The organism is Rhodococcus aerolatus, from assembly GCF_054783215.1.
In genome coordinates this window covers 273712-287891 of the sequence record NZ_BAAGQZ010000004.1, presented here as the reverse complement: position 1 = coordinate 287891, position 14180 = coordinate 273712, and the positions used below count along the sequence as shown (strand labels likewise).

Here is a 14180-nt window from a genome sequence, read left to right as displayed (position 1 = left end):
GAGGACCCATGGGCTCACCGCTCGACGTCACCCCCGACGCGCTCGACGAGGCCGCGCGGGCGCTGGTCGCCGCCGCCGCCGCGGTGGAGCAGGTCGGGACGTCGCTGGAGGGCCGCTGCCTGACCCAGCCGAGGGTCGGGGACGTGCAGGCCGCGGCCGCGTTCGGGCAGGCCCACTACGACTGGGCGCAGACCCGGTTCGAGGACCTCGTCGCCTCCGCCGAGCAGCTCGACCACCAGGCCGACCTGCTGCGGGCGACCGCCACGCGGTACCGCGGTGCCGACACCGACGGCGCCTCGGGCATCGACGAGGCGCCGGGGCAGGGACGGGCCGGGGGTCCGCGGTGACCAACGTCTTCCACTACTTCGGCCTGCAGGACGTCGCCGAGCTCGTCGCCCGCGTCGACGCCGGTGACCCGGGCGACCTCCACACCCGGGCGGAGGCCTGCACGAGCGGCGGGGCCGAGCTCGCGACGCAGGCCGGGAACGTCGAGGCCGCGGCCACGGCCCTCGCCGGCGCGTGGCAGGGCGAGGCCGCGACGGCCGCCCTGCAGACCCTGCGCACCACCGTCGCCCAGCGCCGCGAGCAGGGCCAGCAGCTGCAGGCCTCGGCGTCGTCGCTCACCACGGTGGCCACCGCGCTGGAGCAGGCCCAGGCCGAGGGGCACCGCATCCTCGGCGTCTCCGAGGGGCTGAGCCGGGCACTGGACAGCGCCCTCGACCGGGTGCGCGACGTGCTGAACGCGACCGTCCCGGGCGCGGGCGTCCTGAACTGGGCCGTCGACAAGGTCACCGGGGTCGACCTCGAGTCGGAGGCGCAGGACCTCCTGCTCTCGCTGACCAACCCGCTGCGCGAGCAGGCGCTGGGCCTCATCGACGCCATGGAGCAGGTGATCCGCGGCTACGAGCAGGTCCTCGGCGCGCAGGGCGAGGTGCTGCGGGCCCTGCCCGGGATCGTCCGTGCGGACGCGGGCCCGGTGGACCAGCCCGGGGACCGCGAGCTCCGCGAGGGCGCGTTCTTCCGGTCGGTCTACGGCCACGACCCCGTCACCCCGGCCGACCGCCGCATGGCGCAGGCGCTCGACGTGCAGGGCTCCGACGCCACCAACACCGACCCCAACGCCCGCGTCGTCGTCATGCGCATCACCCCGGTGCCCGGCGCCGGCGTGGTCCACGGCGACGCGTTCATCTCCGCCGACGACGAGCTCAACCCGTTCTCCGCGGGCGGTCACGACGAGGGGGACGACCGCGGGTTCTCCCCGGGCGCGTCCGCCGAGGACGGCCGGGTCAGCTTCGACGTCGACTACGAGAACGGCGTGGTGGTGGTGCGGCAGAACGCGTCCCACTCGACGGGCGGCGACGCCGACATCGGCGACCCGAGCGTCGGGATCGAGCAGGACCCGCAGGGCCGGGTCCGGCTGCGGGTCGACGCCACCAACCCCCTGGCACCGGAGATCGCGGCGGACAACCACGTCTCCGTCCGCGGGGACCTGCTCATCGACCCGCACGGCGGTACCGGGCCCGCCGAGGTCAACGGAGCGGTGACCCGCTTCCCGTCGTGGGAGGTCTACCAGGACCGCGACGGGCAGACCGGAGCACCGCTGCTGCAGCGCCCGGAGAACGAGCTCCCGCTGGGCGCCGGGCCGATGGTCGGCCTGCCGCAGCCCACGGTGCCCGTCGGTCCCCACCCCGGCGACCTCGACGACTTCCGCACCCAGCACCACCCCGACCAGGGCCACGACCCGTTCCTGGACGACCTGCTGCAGTACCCGTCCACGCGCGGCGACTCGTTCTACGAGTACCCGCTGCCCAACCAGCCCTACCCGACGGTCGACAGCCGCGGCGGACTTGTCGTCCCGCGAGCCCCCGTGGTCCGCTGAGCCGTGCTGCCCGCCGAGCCGCCCCACCACCCCGGCCGCCCGTACCCCGGCCGTCCCTACCCCGGCCCACCGCCCGGGCCCCCGCCGCCGGGGGTGGCCGGCACCCGACCGCGCTGGTGGGTCGGGGCCGCCGTGGCGCTGGGCCTCGGCCTCCTGGGGGTGCCCGTGGCGGCGTTGTCGGTGTTCCTGTGGTTCGTGCTCGTCCCGCTGGTGCTGGTCCTCCTCGCGGTGGGGGTCACCGTGAGCCTGGCGCTGGGCCGCACCCGCCCCACCGCGGACGCCGTCGCCCTCGGCCTGCTGGCCGCGCCGGCGGTGTCCGCCCTCGGGCTGGGGCTGCTGCTGGCCGCGGGGGTCAGCCTGTGACGCCGTGGCCGGGACCGGTCCCCGCCGGCCCACCCCCCGTCCGGTGGGCCCTCGGTGCCGTAGCCTTCGTCGTGGTCGTCGTCATCACGGTCGCCGTCAGCCTCGTCCCCGACGACCCCGTCCGGGTGGGCGCGCTCGTGGCCGCCCCGGTGCTCGCCCTGCTCGGTGCCGCGGTGGGCGTGCTGCTGGCGCGGCGCTCCCCGGACGCCCGGGCCGTCGCCGTCGGCCTGGTCTGGGCGGCGCCGGTCTGCGTCGTCGCGACCACGGTCGCCCTGCTCGCCGGCTGAGGGGTCATCGGAGGTAGGGGTCGGGCCCGTCGTCCTCGGCGCCTCCCTCGGGCCGACCGCCGTCGGGGCTCATCGCCTCCACCACCCTCACCAGGTCCGTCGCCTGGTCGGACTGGGCCCGCGCGACGAAGGCGACCGCCCCGGCCAGGGCCTCGCGGGTCTGCGCCTCGACCAGCCCCAGCGGCAGCACGGTCCGCACCGCGAGGCCGGGCGCGTCCGGCCGGGCCAGCCACGTGCCCAGCGTCGTCATCGCCGACGAGCCCCGCGGCACCTCGTTGGCCCCGGCCGCGATCGTCACCGCCAGCTCCGGCGGCACCGCCCACGGCGGCTCGGTGCGGACCACCACCGCGGGCCCGTAGTCCTGGTCGTCCTCCAGCCAGGCCGACGTGGTGAGCCGGCCCCGGTCCGCCCACCGGGTGGGGTGCGCGGAGGCCACCACCCACCGCTGGGTGGTCACGGCCGCCCCGTCCTCGCCCGCCACCGGGTCGCCCCCGTCGAGCCGCGCCAGCCCGGCGACGACGGTGGCGTGGCCCACGCCGGGGCCGATGAGCTCACCGCGCTCGACGAGCGAGCGCCGCAGCGCCAGCGCGGGTGCGGTGTCGGGGCGCGTCCCGCTGGTGGGGTGGGCACCGACGGCCCGCTCGGCCTCCACCCCGAGCACCGTGGTGGCGTCGGACCACACCAGAGCGTCGGCGGCCTGGCACGCGGCGAGCCAGGCCAGCCACCGCCGCAGCGAGCGCACCGAGTGCTGGGTGACCCGCAGCGCGCAGTGCAGCCGCAGCACCCCGTCAGGGCCCACCGACAGGGTGGAGAGCGCGTTGGACCAGCCGCTGGCGTTGAGCGCCCGGGCCACGTCCTCGTCCAACGACGGGACGCCGCGCAGCACGTCGGTCTCCACGTCGACGACGACCTCGGCCGCCCCCGGTGGTCGGGTGCGCCGGACGTGGATGCGCTGCGGCAGGTCCGACGGCCACCACAGCACCTCGTCGTCGAGGCGCAGCGACCAGGCGGGCTCGACGGTCAGCGCCTCGTCGCAGAGGTAGCCGACGATCTCGGCGCGCAGGTCCACGCCCCCATCCTGCGCACCGAGCCGCGGGGGCGCACGCCTCAGCGCGGCGCGAGCCGGTACTCGGCCAGCACGTTGCCCCGGCTCGTGCGCTCGAGGCCGACCAGCTCGAGCGGGGTGACCGGGTCCCCCGGCTCGAAGAGGTGCCGCCCGGCCCCGGCCACCACGGGGTGGGTCATGAGGGTGAGCCGGTCGAGGATGCCGGCGAACAGGCACTGCCGGACCAGCGAGACCCCACCGACGAGCGCGACGTCGGGCCCGTCGCCCTGCTTGAGCGCGGTCAGGGCCTCGATCGCGTCGCCCTCGATCAGCCGGGCGTTCTGCCACTGCAGCGGGCCGCTCAGGGTGCGGCTGGCGACGAGCTTCTCGACCGGGTTAATGAACCCGGCGAACGGGTCGTCGGAGGTTGGGAAGTGCTGCGACCACTGCTCGTAGCCGACCCGGCCCAGCACGGCGGTGCCGGTGGCGGAGATGAAGGCGCCCATGGCGGCGCCGAGCTCGTCGTCGAACGCGTCGAGCTGCCACAGGTGCGGCGACTCGACGACGCCGTCGACGGAGTGGAACAGGCCGGCAGTGAGCAGGCGCACGAGGGTCTCCTGGGGTCCGGGGGTGCGGTCTGGGGTGCAGTCGACCAGACCACCCCGACGACCCCGGCTCATCGGCAGTTCTGTCGGGGGCCCCGCGCATCCTCCGAGCTGTGTCGCCACGGGGGTGACCGGGAGGGGGTTCGCGGTGTCGAGGTGGGAGCAGCGGGCCGGGACGGTCGCGTGGCTGGACCAGGAGGACGCCAGGACGGCGGAGGTGGTCGCCCGCCACGGCTGGCTCGTCACCCACGTGGGCACCTGCGGTTGCGACCGGTGCGACGCCGAGGGGGCGCGGCGGGCGCGGACGGGACCGGCGACGACGGAGCCCGGCGCGTTCACGTACACGACGGGGCTCACCGGGCTGGGCCACCCCGAGCTGCTGGTGCGGGGGCTCTCGGCACGGGTGGCCCACGGCGTGCTCCAGACCGTCGGTGCCCGGGTCGCCCGGGGGCTCGTCCTGCGCTCCGGGGACGCGGTGGACCTGCCGGGGTGGCCGCACCGGGTGGTCGCCGACCGGATGACCGACCCGGGCCGGTACGTGCTGGCGGCCAACCGCTTCTACGGCCGACCCGCCCGCAGGTCGGTCCCCGCCGTCGAGCTGGTCGGGGCCCACGGGGACCGCTGGGGGTGACGGGGCTAGGTGCGCTCCTCCTCGACGCGGTGCGGCACCCGCAGCAGCCGGACCCCGGTCACCAGGACCACCCCGCCGAGGACGTTGCCCAGCGCGGAGAGCCACAGCGCGTCGAGCCAGCTCAGCCAGCCGTACGGCGACTCGCCGGTGAGCAGTCCGGTGAACAGGAAGATCGAGTCGAGCACCGAGTGGAACAGCTGCGTGCCCACCAGGACGAACGAGAAGGCCACCGCGGCCACCAGCTTCGCGCCCACCGACTCGGTCGCGGTCTGCATCCGGGTCAGCAGGGTGATGACGGCCCCGGCGAGCACGGCGAGGAAGAACGCCCGCCACGTGGTGCCCAGCTCGGCGTAGTGCAGCCCCGTCTCGATCGCGGTCTCCCGCACCGACGGCAGCGCCACGATGATCATCGCCGCCATGGCCAGGCCCCCGACGAGGTTCGCGGCCAGGCTCACCCCCCACAGCCGCACCAGCTGGCGCACCGACCCGTCGCGGGAGACCACGGCGATCACCGGGACGAGGAAGTTCTCCGTGAACAGCTCGCTGTTGGCCAGCAGCAGGGCGATGAACCCGACCGTGAAGCCCAGCGCGGCCAGCAGCGAGCTGCCGGTCTGCTCCTTGACCACCAGGTACGTCAGCACCCCCACCCCGACGTCGACGCCGCCGAGGAAGCCGGTGGAGAGCAGCGGCAGCAGCGGCCGGTCGAGCCGCTCCTCCCCGTCGTCGAGGATCTTGTCGAACGTCTCCTCGAGCTCGCTGTCGTCCCGCTCGCCGGGCTCGGCGGTGAAGCTCTCCGAGCCGGTGAGGTCCTGCTCGGGGCGCCGGTCCGCGTGGGTGGGGTCGTCGGTGCGGTCGCTCATCGCAGGTCACGCGAGGTGGTCATGGCGCGGACGCTAGACCCGCGTGCCACGCCGGGCCCGACGAAGACGGGTGCATCGCGGTGCGGGGAGCGGTCAGGCGGCGGCCGTCTCCAGGGCCCGCTGGGTCAGGGTGCGGATGAGGTGGCGGCGGTACTCGACGCCGCCGTGCATGTCGGCCGACGGCGAGGTCCCCTCGTCGGCCACGGCCGCGGCGTCGGCCGCCGAGGCCCCGCCGGCGAGCGCCTCCTCGGTCGCCGCGGCCCGAAGCACGGTCGGCCCGCAGTTCGCCATCGCGACCCGGCCGTCGATCGCGGCGACCGACACGATCGGCCAGTCGTTGGCGCGGCGGGTGAACTTCTCGTACCCCCAGCCCGCGCTGCCCGTCCGCGGCACCCGGACCTCGGTGAGCAGCTCGTCCTCGCCGACCGCCGTGGTGAAGAAGCCCTGGAAGAAGTCGGTGGCCGCCACTGTCCGGGTGCCCTGCGGCCCCTGGACGACCATGCTGCCGCCGAGCGCGAGCACCGCCGTGGGCAGGTCGGACGCCGCGTCACCGTGGACGAGCGAGCCGCCGAGGGTGCCGCGGGCGCGGACCTGCGGGTCCCCCACCTGCGAGGCCACGTGGGCCAGCAGCGGGCACTCCGCGCGCAGCACGTCGGAGGACTCGAGCTCCCGGTCGCGGGTCAGCGCGCCGATGGCCACCTCGTCGCCCTCCACCCGGACGTAGCGCAGGTCGTCGATGCGGGCGATGTCGACGAGCACCGAGGGCACCGCGAGGCGCAGCTTCATCAGCGGCAGCAGCGAGTGCCCGCCGGCCAGCAGCTTGGCCTCGTCCCCGTGCTCGGCCAGCAGGCTCAGCGCGTGCTCCGCGGAGTCGGCCCGGACGTAGTCGAACGCGGACGGGATCATGCCGAGGCCCCCTGGCCCGTGCCAGCCGCGGAGAGCACGGCCTGCACGATGTTGTGGTAGCCGGTGCAGCGGCAGAGGTTGCCCTCCAGGCCTTCCCGCACCTGCCGCTCCGTCGGGTCCGGGTTGTCCTGCAGCAGGCTGACGCTGGCCATCACCATCCCGGGGGTGCAGAAGCCGCACTGCAGGCCGTGCTCGGCGCGGAAGGCGGCCTGCACCGGGTGCATCGTCCCGTCGGACTCGGCGAGGCCCTCCACGGTGGTCACCGCGCAACCGTCGGTCTGCGCGGCGAGCACGGTGCACGACTTCACCGCGGTGCCGTCGACGAGCACGGTGCACGCCCCGCAGCTCGAGGTGTCGCAGCCGACGTTGGCGGCACGCAGCCCCAGGGTCTCGCGGAGGTGGTGCACGAGCAGCGTGCGCGGCTCGACGTCGTGGGTGGACTCGGTGCCGTTCACCGTCATGGTGACGTCCATCAGGCGTTCGCTCCTTCGCGAGCGGTGGCGGCCTGGATCGCGAGCCAGACCTTCTCCGGGGTGGTGGGCATGTCGATGTGGCGGACGCCGAGGTGGCCGACGGCGTCGACCACGGCGCTGTGGACCGCAGGGGTGGAGCCGACGGTGCCGGACTCCCCGATGCCCTTGGCGCCCAACGGGTTCATCGGGGTGTCGGTGGCCATGTCGAGCAGCTCGTAGCTGGGCAGCTCGGCCGCGGAGGGGAAGGGGTAGTCCGCCAGCGTCGAGGTCAGCGGGTTGCCGTCGTCGTCGTAGAGGACCTCCTCGAACAACGCCTGCGACGCGCCCTGGGCGATGCCGCCGTGGCGCTGGCCCTCCGCGAGCAGCGGGTTCAGCACGCGGCCCGCGTCGTCGACGGTGACCACCCGCTGCAGCACCACCTTGCCGGTGCCGGTGTCGACCTCGACCACGGCCAGGTGGGCACCGAACGGGAACGTCGGGGCGTTGGCGGTGAACGTGGTGCGCACCAGCAGCGGCTCCTCGGCGGCGAGGTCGGCGTAGCTGACGCCGGCGTCGGTGCCCTGCACCCGCAGCCCGCCCATCGTCACGTCGATGACCAGGTCGTCCGGGTTGGCCTCGAGCCGCTCGGCGGCGCGCTTGCGGGCCAGCTCGACGAGCTCGCCGGCGGCCTGGTGCACCGCGGCACCGCCCTGCTGCAGGCTGCGCGACGCCATCGTCCCGCCGCCGTTGGGCACGCGGTCGGTGTCGCCGTGCACCACGGTGATCTTGTCCATGGGGATGCCGGTGCGGTCGCTGGCCAGCATCGCCCACGCGGTGCCGTGGCCCTGGCCGTGCGGCGACGTGCCCGTCAGCACCGTGGCGGTGCCGTCGGCGTGCACCTCGACCTCCGCCTCCTCGCCGGTGCCGCTGGGGGCGGCACCGGTGATCTCGACGTACAGGCTGACCCCGATGCCGAGCTGCGTGACGGCCCCGGACTCGCGACGGCGGGCCTGCTCGGCGCGCAGCTCGTCGTACCCGGCGCCGGCGAGGAGCCTGTCGAGCGCGCCGACGTAGTCACCGCAGTCGTAGGTGGCGCCCGCACCGTTGGGGCGGGGCTCGCCGAAGGGGGCGACGAGGTTGCGGCGCCGCACCTCGGCGGCGTCCATCCCGATCTCCGCGGCGAAGAGGTCCATGGCCCGCTCGATCGCGGCGGTGGCCTCCGGCCTGCCCGCGCCGCGGTAGGGCGCGGTGGACGTGGTGTTCGTGACGACGCTGCGGGCGAAGGAGTGCACGGTGTCGATCTCGTACACCCCCGGCGCCATCATCATCGTCAGCGTCGGCAGCACCGCGCCCGCCCGCGGGTAGGCGCCCGAGTCCTGCAGGATCTCCAGCGAGTAGGCGGTGACGTCGCCGTCCCGGGTGCCGCCGATGGTGACGCGCTGGTCCTGCCCGCGGCCGTGCACCAGGCCGGTGAGGTTCTCCGAGCGGCTCTCCGCCCACCGGACGGGCCGGCCGACGTGCTTCGCGAGCCACGCGACGAGGGCGAACTCCGGGTCCGCGCCGATCTTGGCGCCGAACCCGCCGCCGACGTCGGGCGTGCGGACGTGGATGGTCTGCGGGTCGACGCCGAGCCAGCCCGCGACCTCGGCCTTGACCTGCTGCGCGCCCTGGTTGGAGCAGAACAGCGTGACCCGGCCGTCGTCGCCCCAGGCCGCCGCCGCGGCGCGCGCCTCGAGCGGCACGGGCGCGACGCGCTGGTTGACGATCGCCTCGGAGACGACCACCTCGCAGCCGTCGAACATCCCGGCGGGGGCGGGCTCGCCGTAGGTGGTGACGGTGTTGGTGCCCGCCGACTCGTGCACGAGCGTCGCGTCGGACGCGGCGTCGGCCGGCCTGACGACGGCGGGCAGCGGGTCGATGTCGACCTCGACGAGCTCCGCGGCGTCCTCGCCCTGGTAGCGCTCCTCGGTGAGCACCGCGGCCACCGGCTCCCCGACGAAGCGCACCACATCGGTGGCCAGCCAGGGCCGGACCATCTCCTGGTTGTAGAACGGGAACGCCGGGGCGAGCGGCGTCAGCCCGGTGAGGTCCGCCCCGGTGACCACCGCGACGACGCCGGGGGCGGCGAGCGCCTCGGTGGTGTCGATGGAGGTGATGCGGCCGTGCGCGGCGGGCGAGCGCACGAACGTGAGGTGCAGCGCCCCGGTGAGCTGCTCCTCGACGAGGTCGTCGGTGTAGGTGCCACCGGTGGTGAGGAACGTCGGGTCCTCCGTGCGCACGACGCGCGTGCCCAGGATGCTCATGTGATCACTGTGCCCGCGGTCACACCGGTTGGCAACGGTGGATGTCAACGCCGCTGTTGACGCGCGTGTCGCCCCGTCGGGTCAGGGCGGGCTGCGCGTGGGTCAGGGCTGGCTGCGCCAGTGCTCCAGGCCGGCCACGACCATCCGCAGCTGACGGCCGGAGTCGGCCAGCACCGTCTCCCGCGGGTCGGTGGCGTCGATGAGCCGCTCGGTGGTGGCGACGACCTGGTTCACGATGACCTCGGCCAGCAGGTAGCGGTCGCGCTCGCGCCAGTCCCGCAGGGGCGGGAACACCAGCAGGTCGGCGGAGAGGTCGGAGACGAACACCCGCAGCTGGCGCTGCACCGACGCCCGGATGACGGCGGAGCCGCCGGAGCGCTCGCGGGCGATGAACTGGAAGTGCGCCTCGTGCGAGCCCACCCAGTCGGCCAGCACGTCGACGGACCCCTCGATGAGGGCGCCCGGCTGGATGCCCTCCGACCGGATCGCGCGCATCATGCGGCGCAGCGTGGAGAACGACTCCTCGACGAGGGTCTCGCCGAGCGCGTCCATGCTCGCGTAGTGGCGGTAGAAGGCCGTGGGCACGATGCCCGCGGCCTTGGTCACCGCGCGCAGGCTGGTGCCGGCGAAGCCGTGCTCGGCCGAGATCTCCAGCGCCGCGTCGAGCAGGGCGCGGTGGGTCCGCGCCTTGCGCTCCTCCCGGGTGACGCCCTCGTCCGGGGCCGCGCGTCCGGTGACCGGCGTCGCGAGACCGACGTCACCGGCTCCGCGCGCGCTACCCCTGGCCATCGGGCCCTCCCCTGCGTACCGTCGGTTTCGGTGAACAGGTGTTCGCTGATCACTCCTGCCGAGTCCCGACACCCGAGGTGGTGACCCCGTGCCGACGACCGTCGTCCCATCATCGTCCCCGCCGCGCCCGAGCCCGACCAGCGCCGGGGCGACCCCGCCGCGCGGTGGGGCACCCGCCAACCCTAGGCCGCCGCGGCCCGCGAACCCGCGCCGCAGCCTGCTCGGCCGCCTCGCCGTGCCGCTGCTGGAGCGGCTCGCCTACCCGCAGTCGCCCGACCGCTACCTCGAGCTGGTCGACCCCACCTGGTCGCTGCGCGAGGTCCGCGCCACCGTCACCGAGGTCGACCGCTCGACCCCCGGCAGCGTCACCGTCTCGCTGCGCCCCAATGGCAACTGGCGTGGTCACGTCGCCGGGCAGCACGTGGTCCTCACCGTGCTCGTGGCGGGCGTCCGACGCAGCCGCTGCTACTCCGTCACCACCTCCCAGCACGCCACCGACGGCCTGCTCGAGCTCACCGCCCGGCTCGGCCGGACCGACGACGGCCGCCCCGGCGCGGTCTCGGGCCACCTGCACGAGCGCCTGGCCCCCGGCGACGTCGTCGACCTCACCCAGGCCCAGGGCACGTTCGTGCTCCCCGACGCGCGGCCCGAGCACGTGCTGCTGGTCTCCGGCGGCAGCGGCATCACCCCGGTGCTGTCCATCCTGCGCACGCTGGTCGACGAGGGCCGCGCCGACGGCGGGGACGCCGGCCGGGTGACGTTCCTGCACTACACGCGCACGCTCGACGAGGTCCCGGCCCACGACGAGCTGCGCGACCTCGCCGACGACCACCCCGGCCTGCGGCTGGTCCGCGTCACCACCCGGTCCGACGAGCACCCCGACGGGGTGCGGGGGCACTTCAGCCCCGCGCAGCTCGAGGCGCTCGTCCCCGACTGGCGGCGCGCCGGGGTCTACGTCTGCGGCTCGGCGCGGCTGGTCTCCGAGGTGCGCGCACTCGCCGAGGCCGAGGGCGTCGCGATCGAGGCCGAGCAGTTCGACCCGCCCGCGGCCATCGTGCCCACCGACGGGGAGATCACCGGCGAGGTGAGCTTCTCCGCCAGCGGTGCGAGCGCGGCCAACTCCGGCCGGCCCCTGCTCGAGCAGGCCGAGGCCCTCGGCCTGAGCCCGGCGTACGGCTGCCGGATGGGGATCTGCTTCTCCTGCACCCGGCGCAAGACCGCGGGCACCACGCGGCACCTGCACACCGGCGAGACCACCACCGAGGCCGAGGCCGACATCCAGCTCTGCGTCAGCGTCCCGGTCGGCGGCGACGTCACCATCGACCTGTAGACCCACGCTCTCACAACGCTTCTCGAGGAGGCACCCCGTGTTCCTGATCTCCGGGATCCAGACCCTGCTGCGCGACCCGCTGCTGCGCCGCAGCGACGGCCGCGCCCCGCTCTCCGGCGAGGTGCTGCCCGCCGACACCGCGCTGCTGCCGCGCCGCAACGAGGCCCACCGCGCGGCCCGCGAGAACGGCCGCCCCGACCTGACGCCCGAGCAGGTGACGGCCCTCGGCGAGGAGCTCGACGCGCTGCGCCGCCGGGTCGTCGAGTCCCTCGGGGAGGACGACGCGGACTACCTGCGCGCCGTCGTGGACAAGCAGCGCAAGCTCGAGCTGCTCGGCCGCGGCCTGCTCGCCGTCGGCATCTTCCCGCCCGCGTTCATCGCCGGGGTCGGGGCGCTCGGCGTCGCGAAGATCCTGGACAACATGGAGATCGGGCACAACGTCATGCACGGCCAGTACGACTGGATGCGCGACGACGTGCTCAACAGCCTGGTCTTCGAGTGGGACACCGCCGCGCCGTCGGCGAACTGGAAGCACTCCCACAACTACCTGCACCACACCTACACCAACGTCGTCGGCAAGGACCGCGACGTGGGCTACGGGATCCTGCGGATGAGCGAGAGCCAGCCGTGGCATCCCTACTACCTGGGCAACCCCGTCTACGCCGTCGCGCTGATGCTGTTCTTCCAGTGGGGCGTGTGGTTCCACGACCTCGAGGTGGACAAGCTGCTCAGCGGCGAGACGCGCTGGGAGGACTACGCCGACGTCCGCAAGCGGATGGGCCGCAAGGCCGTCAAGCAGGTCGCCAAGGACTACGTCCTGTTCCCCGCCCTGTCCGGCCCGCTGTTCCCGATCACGCTTGCGGGCAACGTGACCGCGAACCTGGTCCGCAACGTGTGGACGTTCTCCATCATCTTCTGCGGGCACTTCCCCGACGGTGTGGCCACGTTCACCGAGGAGGAGATCGAGGACGAGAGCCGCGGCCAGTGGTACCTGCGCCAGCTGCTGGGCTCGGCGAACATCACCGGCAGCCCGCTGTTCCACGTCATGACGGGCAACCTCAGCTTCCAGATCGAGCACCACCTGTTCCCCGACATCCCGGCGCGGCGCTACAGCGCGATGGCCGAGGAGGTCAAGGCGATCTGCGAGCGCTACGACCTGCCGTACAACACCGGCGGGCTGCGCTCCCAGCTCGGCTCGGTGGCGGGGAAGATCATCCGGCTGGCCATGCCCTGGAACGGCACGCCCCGCGGCGGGGTCGACCCCGAGCGCGTCGCCCGCGAGGAGTCCGCCGCCCGTGAGGCCGCCCGCGCCCAGCAGGTCCCCCAGGCCGCCTGACCCCGTCCCCGACCCGGCCCCCACACCCGCAATTGGAGTGCCGGTGGTCGTCATCCCCGCCGGATGACCGCCACTGGCACTCCAACGGCGTACCGGGACCGGTGAGCGGGGACAGGGCCGGCGCGGGATGATGAGGGCGTGCCGGAGGGGGACAGCGTGCTGCTCGTCGCCCGCAAGCTCCAGGCACGGCTGAGCGGGCTCGTGCTGGCGCGCACCGACTTCCGCCACCCCCGCTGGGCCACCGCCGACCTCTCCGGGCACCGCGTGCTCGAGACCGTGCCCCGCGGCAAGCACCTGCTCACCCGACTGGACGGCGGCACCACGCTGCACACGCACCTGCGCATGGACGGCTCGTGGACCGTGCTCGCCCCGGGCAAGGTCCTGCCGCGGCGCGTGCAGCCCCAGGTCCGCGTCTCGCTGGGCACCACCGCCGACGACGGCACCCCCGGGCCCACCGCGGTCGCGCTCGCGATGCCCGTCGTCGAGCTGATCGAGACCCGCCTGGAGCACCGTGCCGTCGGCCACCTCGGCCCCGACGTGCTGGGCCCGGACTGGGACACCGCCGAGGCCGCCCGGCGCCTCGGCGCCGACCCGGCCCGACCGCTGGTGGCCGCGCTGCTCGACCAGCGCAACCTGGCCGGGCTGGGCAACCTGTGGGTCAACGAGCTGGCCTTCCTGCGCGGGGCGTACCCGTGGACGCCCGTCGGGCAGGTCGACCTGCCACCGCTGCTGGCCCTCGCCCACCGGGCGCTGCGGCACTCCGTGGACACCCCCGGGGCCTACCAGGTGACCACCGGGTCGCGGCGTCGCGGCGAGCAGCACTGGGTGGCCGGGCGGGCCGGGCGGCCGTGCCTGCGCTGCGGCACCACCGTGCGCGTGGTGGCCGAGACGGCGGGCGACCCCGAGCGCCGCCGCACGTGGTGGTGCCCCTCGTGCCAGCCCGTCCACGACGCACCGCACCCCGTGGGGTGATCACCCGGGTGGCGCAGCCCCACCCAGGAGGTCCACCGTTGGGGGGTGAACCCCGAACCCGACCCCGGGACGGACTCCGCCTGGGCGCTGCGCACCGGGCTCGCCCTCGCCGGGCTCGAGCCCCAGCAGCTGTGGCTGGCCTACGTCGGGGTGGGGGGCATGATGGCCGAGACCGAGCTGGTCGCCGCGCTCCGCGGCACGGCCGGCGTCTCCGACCGCGAGCACGACATGCTGGCGCTCACCCTGAACGACAGCCTGCTCGAGCGCGGCATCCACTTCCCCGTCGCCTACAGCGGCGAGCTCGTCCACCAGGGCTGACGCTCGCCCGGCGCGCCGCGCCCCCGACCCGTAGCGTCGCGGCTGCTCGGCACCGCCGCCGAGGCCCTCCGGGCCATCCCGCCGATGTGCAGCCACGCCGCACC

General features: G+C 74.8%; 16 protein-coding genes. 9 read left to right on the top strand and 7 right to left on the bottom strand.

All coding sequences use genetic code 11. The features are described from left to right. The first annotated feature begins 8 nt into the window (after window positions 1-8). From ACYVOF_RS03055 to ACYVOF_RS03040, 4 genes are all read left to right on the top strand, one after another. Complete coding sequence (locus ACYVOF_RS03055) at window positions 9-347, top strand: hypothetical protein (protein WP_460864026.1); 339 nt, start codon at window positions 9-11, stop codon at window positions 345-347. Beyond that, window positions 344-1879 (top strand): WXG100 family type VII secretion target, encoded by a 1536-nt coding sequence (locus ACYVOF_RS03050; protein WP_460864025.1) that lies wholly within the window; start codon window positions 344-346, stop codon window positions 1877-1879. Before ACYVOF_RS03055 ends, ACYVOF_RS03050 begins: the two co-directional genes overlap by 4 nt. 93 nt (window positions 1880-1972) lie before the next feature. Further along, complete coding sequence (locus ACYVOF_RS03045; RefSeq protein ID WP_460864024.1) at window positions 1973-2242, top strand: hypothetical protein; 270 nt, start codon at window positions 1973-1975, stop codon at window positions 2240-2242. Window positions 2243-2313: 71 nt separating this feature from the next. Next, entirely contained in the window at window positions 2314-2529 is a 216-nt protein-coding gene (locus ACYVOF_RS03040) for a hypothetical protein (RefSeq protein ID WP_460864023.1), read from the top strand. A 4-nt stretch (window positions 2530-2533) separates the two neighbouring features. On the opposite strand, the gene ACYVOF_RS03035 is transcribed toward ACYVOF_RS03040, so the two are convergent. Continuing rightward, a complete protein-coding gene (locus ACYVOF_RS03035; protein WP_460864022.1) occupies window positions 2534-3598 on the bottom strand; it encodes a hypothetical protein in 1065 nt (354 codons plus the stop codon). Window positions 3599-3636: 38 nt separating this feature from the next. Continuing rightward, the gene (locus ACYVOF_RS03030; protein WP_460864021.1) at window positions 3637-4182 is read right to left on the bottom strand and encodes a dihydrofolate reductase family protein; all 546 of its coding nucleotides are present in this window, start codon (window positions 4180-4182) and stop codon (window positions 3637-3639) included. Window positions 4183-4327: 145 nt separating this feature from the next. Here ACYVOF_RS03030 and ACYVOF_RS03025 point away from each other — a divergent pair, with 145 nt between their 5' ends. Beyond that, a complete protein-coding gene (locus ACYVOF_RS03025) occupies window positions 4328-4810 on the top strand; it encodes a DUF4262 domain-containing protein (protein ID WP_460864020.1) in 483 nt (160 codons plus the stop codon). A 5-nt stretch (window positions 4811-4815) separates the two neighbouring features. Here the strand turns inward: ACYVOF_RS03025 and ACYVOF_RS03020 are convergent, their stop codons facing one another. The 5 genes from ACYVOF_RS03020 to ACYVOF_RS03000 form a co-directional block, all read right to left on the bottom strand. Continuing rightward, on the bottom strand, window positions 4816-5670 hold the full coding sequence (locus tag ACYVOF_RS03020) for a formate/nitrite transporter family protein (protein ID WP_460864019.1): 855 nt from the start codon (window positions 5668-5670) through the stop codon (window positions 4816-4818). A 93-nt stretch (window positions 5671-5763) separates the two neighbouring features. After that, window positions 5764-6576 carry an FAD binding domain-containing protein gene (locus tag ACYVOF_RS03015; protein ID WP_460864018.1) on the bottom strand — a complete coding sequence of 271 codons (813 nt, stop codon included), beginning with the start codon at window positions 6574-6576 and terminating at the stop codon, window positions 5764-5766. Continuing rightward, on the bottom strand, window positions 6573-7049 hold the full coding sequence (locus ACYVOF_RS03010) for a (2Fe-2S)-binding protein (protein ID WP_460864017.1): 477 nt from the start codon (window positions 7047-7049) through the stop codon (window positions 6573-6575). Before ACYVOF_RS03010 ends, ACYVOF_RS03015 begins: the two co-directional genes overlap by 4 nt. After that, window positions 7049-9331, bottom strand: a complete 2283-nt coding sequence (locus ACYVOF_RS03005) for a xanthine dehydrogenase family protein molybdopterin-binding subunit (protein ID WP_460864016.1) — start codon at window positions 9329-9331, stop codon at window positions 7049-7051. The genes ACYVOF_RS03010 and ACYVOF_RS03005 overlap by 1 nt, the downstream gene beginning before the upstream one ends. Before the next feature lie 102 nt (window positions 9332-9433). Further along, a complete protein-coding gene (locus tag ACYVOF_RS03000) occupies window positions 9434-10120 on the bottom strand; it encodes a TetR family transcriptional regulator (protein WP_460864015.1) in 687 nt (228 codons plus the stop codon). Window positions 10121-10208: 88 nt separating this feature from the next. Here ACYVOF_RS03000 and ACYVOF_RS02995 point away from each other — a divergent pair, with 88 nt between their 5' ends. The 4 genes from ACYVOF_RS02995 (at window position 10209) to ACYVOF_RS02980 (ending at window position 14076) form a co-directional block, all read left to right on the top strand. After that, window positions 10209-11450: a ferredoxin reductase gene (locus tag ACYVOF_RS02995; protein ID WP_460864014.1), complete on the top strand. Its 1242-nt coding sequence runs from the start codon at window positions 10209-10211 to the stop codon at window positions 11448-11450. Window positions 11451-11592: 142 nt separating this feature from the next. Continuing rightward, a complete protein-coding gene (locus tag ACYVOF_RS02990) occupies window positions 11593-12786 on the top strand; it encodes a fatty acid desaturase family protein (protein WP_460864103.1) in 1194 nt (397 codons plus the stop codon). Window positions 12787-12924: 138 nt separating this feature from the next. Next, window positions 12925-13758 carry a DNA-formamidopyrimidine glycosylase family protein gene (locus ACYVOF_RS02985; protein WP_460864013.1) on the top strand — a complete coding sequence of 278 codons (834 nt, stop codon included), beginning with the start codon at window positions 12925-12927 and terminating at the stop codon, window positions 13756-13758. 45 nt (window positions 13759-13803) lie between these two features. After that, window positions 13804-14076, top strand: coding sequence for a hypothetical protein (locus ACYVOF_RS02980; RefSeq protein WP_460864012.1), 273 nt, complete (start codon window positions 13804-13806; stop codon window positions 14074-14076). Window positions 14077-14180 lie beyond the last annotated feature (104 nt).

What these genes read in the sequence shown, in the direction of transcription:
- ACYVOF_RS03055 (WP_460864026.1), top strand. Translation starts at nt 9, where the DNA reads ATGGGCTCACCGCTCGACGTCACCCCCGACGCGCTCGACGAGGCCGCG.
- ACYVOF_RS03020 (WP_460864019.1), bottom strand. Translation starts at nt 5,670, where the DNA reads ATGAGCGACCGCACCGACGACCCCACCCACGCGGACCGGCGCCCCGAG.
- ACYVOF_RS03015 (WP_460864018.1), bottom strand. Translation starts at nt 6,576, where the DNA reads ATGATCCCGTCCGCGTTCGACTACGTCCGGGCCGACTCCGCGGAGCAC.
- ACYVOF_RS03010 (WP_460864017.1), bottom strand. Translation starts at nt 7,049, where the DNA reads ATGGACGTCACCATGACGGTGAACGGCACCGAGTCCACCCACGACGTC.
- ACYVOF_RS03005 (WP_460864016.1), bottom strand. Translation starts at nt 9,331, where the DNA reads ATGAGCATCCTGGGCACGCGCGTCGTGCGCACGGAGGACCCGACGTTC.
- ACYVOF_RS03000 (WP_460864015.1), bottom strand. Translation starts at nt 10,120, where the DNA reads ATGGCCAGGGGTAGCGCGCGCGGAGCCGGTGACGTCGGTCTCGCGACG.